Annotated in this window: 7 protein-coding genes; all 7 read right to left on the bottom strand. The window is 40.3% G+C overall.

Annotated elements, in window-relative coordinates; genetic code table 11:
• Position 1 precedes the first annotated feature (1 nt).
• On the bottom strand, positions 2-1897 hold the full coding sequence (locus ACP14Y_RS00480) for a hypothetical protein (RefSeq protein WP_424961007.1): 1896 nt from the start codon (positions 1895-1897) through the stop codon (positions 2-4).
• Between the two features lie 343 nt (positions 1898-2240).
• Positions 2241-2768 (bottom strand): hypothetical protein, encoded by a 528-nt coding sequence (locus ACP14Y_RS00485; protein WP_424961008.1) that lies wholly within the window; start codon positions 2766-2768, stop codon positions 2241-2243.
• The gene (locus tag ACP14Y_RS00490; protein ID WP_424961009.1) at positions 2761-4074 is read right to left on the bottom strand and encodes a restriction endonuclease subunit S; all 1314 of its coding nucleotides are present in this window, start codon (positions 4072-4074) and stop codon (positions 2761-2763) included. Before ACP14Y_RS00490 ends, ACP14Y_RS00485 begins: the two co-directional genes overlap by 8 nt.
• Positions 4064-5689: an HsdM family class I SAM-dependent methyltransferase gene (locus ACP14Y_RS00495; protein ID WP_424961010.1), complete on the bottom strand. Its 1626-nt coding sequence runs from the start codon at positions 5687-5689 to the stop codon at positions 4064-4066. Before ACP14Y_RS00495 ends, ACP14Y_RS00490 begins: the two co-directional genes overlap by 11 nt.
• Complete coding sequence (locus tag ACP14Y_RS00500; protein WP_424961011.1) at positions 5686-8754, bottom strand: type I restriction endonuclease subunit R; 3069 nt, start codon at positions 8752-8754, stop codon at positions 5686-5688. Before ACP14Y_RS00500 ends, ACP14Y_RS00495 begins: the two co-directional genes overlap by 4 nt.
• 106 nt (positions 8755-8860) lie before the next feature.
• A complete protein-coding gene (locus ACP14Y_RS00505; RefSeq protein ID WP_424961012.1) occupies positions 8861-9628 on the bottom strand; it encodes an SOS response-associated peptidase in 768 nt (255 codons plus the stop codon).
• A 3-nt stretch (positions 9629-9631) separates the two neighbouring features.
• Positions 9632-9937: a hypothetical protein gene (locus ACP14Y_RS00510; protein ID WP_424961013.1), complete on the bottom strand. Its 306-nt coding sequence runs from the start codon at positions 9935-9937 to the stop codon at positions 9632-9634.
• Positions 9938-11326 lie beyond the last annotated feature (1389 nt).

The raw sequence follows: 11326 nt of genomic DNA on the forward strand, positions 1-11326 counted from the left end.
ATTATTCCTTATAACTAGTATCTACATCCACCTTTACTCCTACCTTAGAAGCTAATTCAACATAAGCTTGGGTTAAAAATGTCACCTCAACAATCTCCTCATCTCTTTTATCGGAATACTTGTAACCTATTCGCCCAATCTTATCAAAACCTTCTGGCACAGGATTTATCCTCAACATTTTTAAGCTTTCTAGATCAATTATTCTTACTGCATGCTCCTCATGATTGATCAACTTTTCAAAAACTGGACAATCCTTATAGTATCCTTTTAAACCAGATAGTTCATCTTCTTCCAATACAAATTCTGCTTGATTATGAAAGAAAAAGAGACTTGACAGTCCAGAAAAAATGATAGCTTGCTCCTTTTTTGAGTGTTTTTGAATCCATTTATTCACTGACGTGGAATGCAATAGTTCACCTTGATCAAGATATTCATCAAGTTGATTGAAGGTCCTTGAGTCAAAGTTGTTAGCAAAAGTGCTGGAACAAGTTTGGTCATAATTCCAGTAACTGTTAGACTTCCTTAGAAAATAGCTCCTTGGTATTTTAAACTCTTCCTCATTGAACGACCTCAATGACGCTACTTTTCTTCCTCTTGACTTCACGCGCCACTTATCAAATAGATTAAAAATCAAAGATTTTTCTACAATAAATTGACTTGTGGAATTGAGGAAACCCTCAATTTCTTCTCCTTTAATATTTAATTCTTTAGGAGCTCTTTTGATTTTACCCTTAAGTCTTTCGGCAATGATCATTAATCTTTTACTCAACTCATCCCATAGACGATACTCCATGTAGATGAACTCATAAATGTCATCTTCCTGAAAGGATTTTATAGAATTGGAAATTCCATATAATCGATTGGAGATTATTTCAAGCTTATCAAGATCCTTTCCACAATAGTTTTCTATAACATTACCTAGATCACTTTCCTTATTATTGAATAACCCTTTTAATCGTTGATTAAAAAAAATGGCGAGGAATATTAGTTGTCTTACATAAGGACCTGTCCCATGATGATCTGGCCAACCTAGTTCAATCAACCTTTGCTCAATAGTATCTTGATCCTCCATTAAGTACATCAGTTCTAAATCTGACGTAGGCACTATTTCTGTGTTTGTCCAAGTAGCATTTGAATCGTCGGGTTGATTGTATTTGAATGCATAAAAAACCAAGTCGTACTTCTTCTGAAAAATAAGATGGCAAAGCGAGTAAATAACTACATCCCGCACACTTCGAGCCTTATATAGTTGATCCAAGCATCTCTTTAAATTAATGACATCCTTTTCAGTCAGAACAATTCTAAGATTAGATTTATCCTTAATTTGATTATGGATATAAATTATCTTTTTATTGGCCAGGTTTATGTTCTCTTTAGTTATTCTAATTTTTCTTAGCCTCAGATCATTAATGAAATCTATACTTTCATTTAAATCGTCTTTTTCTTTTTGTCTCGCTGTTATTGATAGGCGTGAAAGTTTACTGCTTGGAAAGCTTATCCAGTTTTCCATGAACTGACCATCTGTTAAATGCCCAATCAAATCACGGAAAAGCTGGTCATTTTCCATTGTCAAAAGACGAATATTAAAAAATAGATGATTAAAAAACTCCTTTGAAAGCTCAATTGGAAAAGTTTCACGCCTTATGATGTCTAAAAAATGGGTAACACCTACAGTGAAGCTCAAATCCTTCTCCCACTCGTTTCTTGAATTATAAACAGCATCTCGATTAATTTGATAGATAATTCCTAACTGATCAATAACGAATCTTGATCTATCAATTTTTTTGGACTTAATATGAGCAACATGTTCTAGGCAGTTGAGCATAAATCGAGATATTTCCCTGCCTAACTCACGCTCTCTTATTGAAATGGCAAGCCCCCATAGATTAAAACCCAATCGGAAGATTATATCCAGAAAGCCTCGATAATACTTTCCCTTAGGTGAACCAACTGGTAGTATGACTTTATCTGGATCATCCTGCGGTATTCTTCTAATCTCGACTTGGTCCCATTCTACTTTGCTCCAATCAGGAGCAGTAACAGGATCATATACTCTATCAGCATCAATAATTTCCCGAAACTTGTCAAAATCAATCTCCTCCAGCTTAAAAACTCTACTTACAACATCATTGAGCCAGTGTATTTCATTATAAATATCTCTTAAATCATTGGATCTAATTCTATCAGAAAGAACCTTTTGAATCTTTTCCAGACTATATGAAAGCGTTTCCGATATGCTTTCAGAGTAGCTCATCAATTATCTTTTTATTATGATCGAGAACTTTAGACAAAAAATCACTTGAGTATATCTCAATTAATTTCAAAAAACGCATGAATACTCGAATTGCTTCAAGTGTAATTAGTAATGCAATGAGGTTGAAATATGAATTCGAAATATCAATCCAAGAGAGTATAGTGAGTAAGATTAGAATGATAGTAACTCGCTTCATAGCCAAATAATCGGACTCTTTGTAAAGTGAGTCCTGTAATTCCCTATCTCGATAATTTTCGGTTACATTAGATGTAACAATCTGAATAGAAAGAGGAACAGCTATTGTAAACAATCCTGTAACTACAGTAAGCAATCCATTAACATAATTCTTGTTTACCTCCCATGAACCTGGGATTGCAAAATCAAACCACTTTTCAAATAAGTCTTGCATTTCAAAAAGTGTGATAATAATTCCTAAAACAGCAAAACCTGAAATTGCTAACAACAAGTATGAGATTCGGATTAATGAACCAACCCAATGCTCCAATTTACCCATACCCACCCCCTTCCTCAGCTGCCATTCTCACCTCACTCTCCTGCACATACTCCTTCGCCTCACTGACAGTGACCTGACCATTCATGAGCATAGGCAACAGCCAATCCCGAAGCTCGGAGAGCTTTTGGTTTTCTAGGCCGATAAGGTTTTGTTTCTCGAAAATGGGCTTTGCGATTTTTTCAAATGCTTCAATTACACTGGCTCTTGGCTTTACAACTTTCAATGAATGTAAGTCTCCCTTTGTGATTGCCCCAAAGGTTGTTCCATCAGAGTTTCTTCGATCAAATATTTGCTTAAAATATTGCATTACCCCATCGAGGTATGATATCGAGTTGTTTTTACTATTAAGAGCAGCAAGCCCTCGACCAATGCAACAGTCTTCATTTGCAATATTCATGGTCCCAACTGGTGCCCTTACGCTGAGAAGAATATCTCCTTTTTTGGCAAATCGACTAGGTTCAGTTGTGTATTTTCTATTTGATGGGAAACGGCTACCAAAGTCCGTGCAACCTTGGTAAAAAACAGATCCAATTCCTTCTTCATTATATGACTCACCAGGGGGCGATTGTCCCATAGTGATATTGGCGATATCAGAAAGCTCACCATCCCCCCACCCATCTGGAATCTCACGTTTCAGCTGGTAGTTGTAGACCATCTTACCGCCAGAGGATTTGTAAGGTTTGCCGTTTTTATCCGGGAAATCAAACTGGACAAACCAGTAATCATAAATGAGCTTAGCCATGGCCTCCAGCTTCTGATTGATGCGGTTGTTAAGGGAGATTTTGGAGTCTAGATCTGATAGGAATAGTTCAATTCTTTTGCGTTCTGCCTTTTCTGGTATTTTAAAGCTGAGCCCAGTTAAATATTCAATATTTATATTGTCTTGAATACTGCCCTGGATCCTACCTTGAATTGCCTGTTTGATGTAGTTGAATATATAATGCATGAAGACTTCTGAACATTCATCTTCATATGCATTGAAACCAACTACACTATCAGGAAAACACATCGGATATCTTAACAATCCAGTCTCAGCTATATTTGCTGCTATCGTGATGCACAAAGTGTTTTCCGGCCAAAGCTTACTTTGACTAAGACCAAATTCATTATAACAATCACTATGACTTTCTATGTAAAGATTGGCCGCCTTTACATCACCTGTTTGAATGAGAGGATAAATACCTCCATCAAATAATGCATTATCATTTCTCGGTCTATGTCTTGACTTACCACGATTAAACTCTCCTAGTTCATCCAATCTTTTAGTTGGCCAATGTTTATTGAATTTGGAACTATTAAAGATCATAATTCAACTTGGAAAGGTGCTCATTAATACTGGATTCCAATTCTTTTGACTCTTTAAAAAGTCCTTTAAGATTATAGTCATAGTCCGAAATCCTTTTCTCGAAATCTTGGATACTAATGTGACTATATTCAATTCTAACTTCAAAGTACTGACCAGCGCTCAGCGAATAATTTTTCGCCTCTATTTCTTCATAGCTTACAACAACAGAAAAGTCATCTGCGGCTTCCTTCTGATTAAAAGTCTCAATGATTTTGTCTTCCTCATCACCTGATAAAACCGTCTTCTGGTTCTTATCATCCACCTTCACTTTGGTTCCTAATCCGGAAGCATCCACCAGCACCACATCCTCTTTGTTTTCCTTGTCTATAAAAAGAATGGATACATTAGTGCCTGTGGTAGCGAAGATGTTACTTGGCATACTCACGACTCCAGCCAGCATCTTTTCTTTCACCAGCTTCTCACGGATCTTTTTATCAATACCGCTCTGGGCTGTGATGAACCCTGTAGGTACTACAACAGCAGCTTTCCCTTTCTCACTCAGCGAATGCATAATGTGTTGAATAAAGAGTAGATAAATAGCCATGGACTCTTTCTTCTTCTTTGGCACATTCGGTATTCCGGCGAAGAAGCGCTCACTGTTTGCATCTACATCAAGCTCGTTTCGATACTCTGAAAAGTCTAACTTAAACGGAGGATTCGATACGATAAAGTCAAATTCTTGCAATTGTCCACTTTTGGTTCTGTGGTAGGGACTTTGAATCGTATTCCCCTTGACAATATTAGGGATGGAATGTACAAGGCCATTCAAGACCAAATTCAATCGTAATAAGTGAGAGGACTTTTGCGAGATATCTTGTGAGTAAATGGTGCATCGATCTTCGCCTATCTGGTGTGCCAGATTCATAAGCAGTGTCCCGGATCCTGCTGATGGATCGTAGCATTTCACATTCTTCACATCCACATTTACTAAACACCTGGCCATGATCTTAGCCACCGCATGAGGTGTAAAGTACTCAGCGTATTTACCCCCGCTATTGGAGTTATAATCCTTGATCAAATACTCAAAAATGGTGGAATAGAAATCAAACTTTTCATGGAAGATATGCTCGAAACTGAATCCAACCAGTTTATTGAGAAGTGCCCTACAAAACTCATCTTTATTGTCCTCAACAAAACTGCTCAGCTTGTCAAATAGTCTAACCTTTTCTCCCCCACTGGTTAGCACAGAAAACAGCTCACTATTGACCTTTGCTATATCTAATAATGTGTCGTCGAATATCTTGGCAAATTCCGGTTCGTTTTGTCTCTCAAACAAAGATGATATGAAATGATCCGGTTCAATTCGTGCGGTATTCTCATCCAGTTGGAGCATGAGAAACTCATACTCTTCCTCACTTTTGGCCTTCAGCGCTTCATCCCAGTTTTCTGCTTTGGCAATAGCTTTATCTAGCTTCTTTACTTCATGAATAAACTTGTCATTCAGAAACTTATATAAGAATACTTGTGTGATGACCTTAAACTCATTGCCATCATTACCGAGACCATGCTGAGCGCATACACTCTTAAGCCCATCAATCAGCTCCTTTGTTTTCTTTTCAAATTCTACTGTACTCATGCTGCACTTCCTTGATATTCATCTAAATATTCCTTCACCAATAAGGTGTTAATTCGTTTCGTTTTCTCAATTGACAAATCAAGCTGATGATGGTTTTTGAGTTCTTGTACCACCAACCGCATCATCATCTTCTCTACATAGCTTTCATTATCCAGCATATTGGAGTTGTTCAATATGTGTTCATCCGCTTTCTCTTTCAGCGAACTCAAAGCTTCAAATAACTTTAAGTCGTTCTCAGTCAAGGGATCTTTTTCCATCAATCGCTTATGTAATCGTGCATACTTTTCATCATGCGCATACTTCGCCTTCAACAATTGATTTTTACGCTCCAGCTCTTTGGCTTTTGAATGAATGGAGTCCAATGTTTTCATATTCTCCTCCATGTCCTCTTTGGTAATCTCGTTCAGATTTTTCTTCTTGAAGAGCCTTTCCAATTCTTCTTTAAGTGAAATGAATTCTGGATCCGCTGGGTCAAAGTTACCACCTAATGCCTCACGGGTTTTTCGAAGCATCTCCTTGTATTCATCGGCTAACACCATTTCTTCTTCACTGATTTTGGTGAATGCAAAAAGAATGTCTTCCAGTGCCACATTGAGAAGATTTCTAGTTTCATCTCCCTTCTCCAGGGTTTCCTTCAGATTGATGTTAGCCAAACGATTATTAGCCTCCCTAGAAAGAACCGTCAACTTCTGAAAATCGAGCTTGTCAAGCAGTTCATAATTCCCGGAAAGTCGGATCAGATTATACAAACTCCGAGCATTGTTCAAAGCTCGAGTGATTTTCAACATCTCTGTCCGATCATTGATCTGGGAGATTTGCTTGGAGAAGTTTTCGGCATTCAGCGTATCAAAATGAAAGAGTACATCCTTGATCTCATCAATCTCTTGGTTGATTTCATCTTGTGATTTGAAAAGCTTAGAGTAGCTCTCCATTTCATCTCCAAGCTCATCTTGCAACTCATTAAAATATGCCTGGTTGGTCTTATCAAATTCCTTCTTGATATCAGCGAAATCGACCACATACCCATACCGATATTCCTTATAGGTTCGATTGACACGTGTTAGTGCCTGAAGTAAGTTGTGAGATTTAATCACTCTGCCTAGATAGAGCTTTTTCAATCGCTTCGCATCAAAGCCTGTGAGCAGCATGTTGTATACAAACAAAAAATCAATCTTGCCATTCTTGTAATCACGTACCAACTCTTTACGCTCTTCCTTGGTACCAATATCATGTAAAATGAGGGCAGCTGATTTTACCTTATAGCTTTCCGTTTTGGTATCTCCGTAATTGCCGGATGGCTCTGCTGCAAGTGGTAAATCCCGAACGCCACCAGCATATTTTTCTTCAAAAATCTCATACATCTTCTTAGCCTGATCAGAAGAATCACAAATCACCATCCCTCCAATCGAACTATCTCCATTTGTCATGCGTGCCCTTTCAAAATCCATTATAATGTAATCGAGCATAGGCTCCACAAACTTGTGATGCGCATAAATGAACTTACGGTCTGCATCTCCTTTGAGCAGTTCTACCTCTTCCAACACCTTCTCTAGAGTCAGCTTGTAGCTTGTCTCAATCTCTTCTCGAATCAGCCGAAGTGTATAGCCATCTGCAATGGATTTGTTGTAATAGTACTTATGGATGTAGCTACCGAATAAGCTCCTGGAGTTATAATCACTCCCTAAAAGCGGGGTTCCTGTTAATCCTATTTTAATTGCATTCGGATCTGATTCATTTAAGTTGGCCAGAAAGCTCCCTTTGGGATTATAGCTCCGATGCACTTCATCCAGGAAATAAACTCGCTGGATATTCACATTATAATCTGTGTTTCGAACGACATCCTTATCCTCCTTAAACTTCTGAATATTCACAACAGTAATCTCCGGCCTACCCGAGGTATTGTGCAGTGCGGTCGTATTCTTGATATCCTTTACAAACTGATCCCGAGAACTAATCTCATGAACTAATAAGTTACGATGACGAAATTCCTTAGCTGCTTGCTCGGCCAGATCAATTCGATCAACAATGAAGTAAAACTTGGGAATGACTTTTTTCCTCTGAAAATAGTCTGTGAGGTATCGAACATTGTAGTACGATAGTGCTGTCTTTCCTGAACCTTGTGTATGCCAGATAATTCCCTTCTTCTCTTCCTCTTCTAGTTTCTGCTCAATCGCTTTTGTCGCAAAAAGCTGAGGGTATCTGATGATGTGTTTCTCCAGCTTACCCTGGTCCTCTTCTACATAGGTAATGGCATATTGAAGAATGAACGCTAACCTATCCCTTTGAAGTAAAGAAGTGCAGATGCGATTGGTTGGAGTATCATGATCCTTGTTGGTTTGAAATTCTGCCGAGTTTTTGATACCAACATAGTTGGTGTCCATCAAAATAGAATCCTCAATTTCAGGCTCCAATGGCTTGAGTAGCGAATCGAAGTTGAAAGTATCTTCCTCCCGGAAGTAGTTAAAAACCGGCTTATTATACGCTGTACTGGAATAGAAAGCTCCCTGTAATGGTTGCAGTGCTTCATCATCATACTCCATGTTATTGGAAAAGATCATGAGCTGCGTTAGGTTAATGAACTTCCTGAACTTCTTATTCTGAAATCGCTTTTCTATTCGCTTATGCTCAGCTTGAATACCCTCCAGGTTATTGGGTTTTTTCACCTCGATGAACACTAGCGGCATTCCATTAATAAGGATGGTCACATCTGGCCGGAACTCTTCATCGTCTTTGACGCAAGGAAGTTCGGTTACTACATGAAAGCTGTTATTATTGAAATCTTCAAAATCAATCAGTCGAGGCGTATTTCGATCTATCAACTTCCGATAGAAAACACGTCCTAAATCTTCATTCTCCAAGTCAAGAGATAGCTCATCGTAGATTCTGGAAATATCACCAGCATCCAATTCCGGATTTATTCGCCCAATCGAATCTTTAAAGAGGTCAGTGAAAATATTAGTTGATTTGTCCCAGTTAGCACCCTTAAGCGTCAGATACTTGTATCCCAGTCTGGTCAGATGCAGAATCGTAGGGATTTTGACACGAGTATCTTCGTTGTGCTTCATTGGTTAGACTAAGCGGTGACAAAAAGCACATAAATCTACAAAACCTCCCTCACAATCTCACATACCTCATAAGCAAGTAAAATAGGCTTTTACATGAGCGGCATACTCAAAACAACCCACCCTGTATTTCTTCCAGCTTAGGGTAGTATTTGCGCTGCTGCACCTCGGGTACATTGCCGGAGTATTTGCGGTTCAGCTTTTTGTTGTCTTTGATCGGCTGGCAGGGGTAGTACTCCAGCAGCCCGTCAGGGAGTGGTTGTATGATTTCGGCAGCCTCTTCCGGGGTGCCGTGCAGCCATAACTCATCGTGCTCCTTTGGCACAATAAAGATCATGCGGGAGTCGGGTGAGTAGGCGGGCTCATTGTGCACCCACGCCATCTCCTTGTTGGCCGGGCCGGTCACCAGCGTCACGGTATCTATCGGGATGCCGTCCCTCGGGTCCTGAAAGGTCTGCCACAGGCCACCCACCAGGAAGGGTTCGTCGGTCTTCAGCCGCACATAGTGTGGGTAGGCTATCCCCTCCTTCTTGTGGTGGTCAAAGAAGCCATCCAGCATCACCAGGCACCTGCGGCTATTCGCAGACTCGCGGTAGATGCTGGAGGAAGTAAAAATCTTGTCGTTCCGTGCATTGAGGGTGTTCATGGGCCGTCCATGGATCTGCGGGGCATACACAAACGGCACAAACGCCCAATGATGGAGGCTCACCCTGTCGGGCTGCTCATTGGTGATCACCGGCAGGTCAGGTTCATCAAACCCGTTGAGGTGGTACATCGCCGGGTATTTGATCTTCACTTGCTCCCACATATCGGTATCGCCGTATCGCTGGGCGTAGTGTTTGGCCTTTTTGGCCATGGTGGCTGCATCGTAGCACATGGGTCAGAGGGTTAGTTCCCTCCTAATTTCGGGAAATTTCTGGAAAAACTGCTTCGCCTGTTCATCCGTCCGAAACGTGGTGGTATACTCCCCCAATTCGTGTTTGATGTGTAGCTCCATAAAGGCATACATGTGTCCCTTGGTCAGGTCCTTCAGCAGCGCCTCTTCGATGCTGTAGTCCTGGTCATACAATCGTTTCAATGGTTCATACGCAATGGGAAAGAGGGTTTGTCGCTCGTTGTAGAGCTTCGTCACCCGTCTCATCCATTCTTCTTCATTCAATCCTTCGCTTTTTCTGGTTATTATCATATTGCTAATATTTTTAGTAAAAGTAAAGGAAGACCTGAAATGAGCAAAAGGAAATGGGGTTAAAATTTTACGTAATTGGGTGGCGGTTCGCATGCTCTAACCCAGATCATTCACTGCGTGACAGTATATACTTTTCTTTGAAAGTCCATACGTCCTTTTTATTTTGTTCTTCTTACGCTCAAGCCGCTATGGCTTCAACTTTTTCTTGATAAAAAGTTGACTAAAATCAAGGCTGTAAATCCTTCGCTAAGAAATTGAATTGATTCTACACGCAAAACCAAACCTCGCCTCCTATGTCGGCTTCAAGCAGTGGTTTTGCATTTAGGATTTCCATCTTCAATTTTTCTTAACGCTCATGATTTAAGGCCATTCTTGAATATCCAATAGCCTACGGCTATGAAATACTCATTAATCCTACCGCCGGAACGGCGAACAATGGCCTATTCAGAAATGGCGTAAAGAAAATGAAGCATGAAGCCGTAAAAAAAGACTCGACTGTTTGAGCGCAGCGAGTTTCGAGGGTTTTAGGCTTTATGAAGCATTTTTAGCCATTAATGAATCAGCCTTGATTTTTTTGCCTCGTTTTTGTATCAAGACAAAAATGAGGAAACAATCGTCTGTAGCAGAGTCATACGATCAAGCAAAAAGTATTGGCCACCAAGGCCAGAGTGGTCACCCCTAACCCAGATCCTTCACTGCGATCAGGATGACACGCTTTTATGTGTAGAATTCAACTCCCCTCTCCATTTTGGAGAGGGCGGTCCGACGGTTCGGTTGGGGGTGAGGTCATCCACATTTCGTCACCCCTATCTCAAATCCTTCACTGCATTCAGGGTGACACGCACATTACTTGCAAGCATGAATAAGATCGCTTCGCTTTGCTCGCGATGACGGTAATAAATATTGTTTCCGTCATTGCGAAGGAGGTACGACTGAAGCAATCTCGGTCCATTTGTTTAAGACTTAGAAATACCTCCCTCTCCGACCATACTCTCCTTCCCACCTTTTCTTTAAAGTGAGGATAGCATCCAATCGCTGGAACGGGGAAAACGGGGTATGCGGTGGCTCGGACGATTGTAGATGATTCTGCATAAAAGAAGCCAGCGCACTAACCCAGATCATGAAACAAGTTCAGGATGACACGCTTTTATTTGCAAATTCAACCCCCCTCTCTTTGTAAAGAGAGGGGCTGGGGGTGAGTTCATCTAAATTGAGGAAGCCAGCGCACTAACCCAGATCCTGAAACAAGTTCAGGATGACACGCGCAAGTAACTATGAATACTCACCACCCCAATCGCTGGAACGGCGAAAACGGCAAAATCACGAGGATGCCAATACTAGCGAATATCTTCAGTAAACCTTGTATCGGGAAGTGAATCGAATTTACTT

The sequence above is a fragment of the Ekhidna sp. genome, assembly GCF_965247405.1.
GTDB lineage: Bacteria > Bacteroidota > Bacteroidia > Cytophagales > Cyclobacteriaceae > Ekhidna.

Excerpts from the sequence above, each read along its gene's own strand:
- ACP14Y_RS00485 (WP_424961008.1), bottom strand. The coding sequence starts at position 2,768 with ATGGGTAAATTGGAGCATTGGGTTGGTTCATTAATCCGAATCTCATAC.
- ACP14Y_RS00490 (WP_424961009.1), bottom strand. The coding sequence starts at position 4,074 with ATGATCTTTAATAGTTCCAAATTCAATAAACATTGGCCAACTAAAAGA.
- ACP14Y_RS00495 (WP_424961010.1), bottom strand. The coding sequence starts at position 5,689 with ATGAGTACAGTAGAATTTGAAAAGAAAACAAAGGAGCTGATTGATGGG.
- ACP14Y_RS00500 (WP_424961011.1), bottom strand. The coding sequence starts at position 8,754 with ATGAAGCACAACGAAGATACTCGTGTCAAAATCCCTACGATTCTGCAT.
- ACP14Y_RS00505 (WP_424961012.1), bottom strand. The coding sequence starts at position 9,628 with ATGTGCTACGATGCAGCCACCATGGCCAAAAAGGCCAAACACTACGCC.
- ACP14Y_RS00510 (WP_424961013.1), bottom strand. The coding sequence starts at position 9,937 with ATGATAATAACCAGAAAAAGCGAAGGATTGAATGAAGAAGAATGGATG.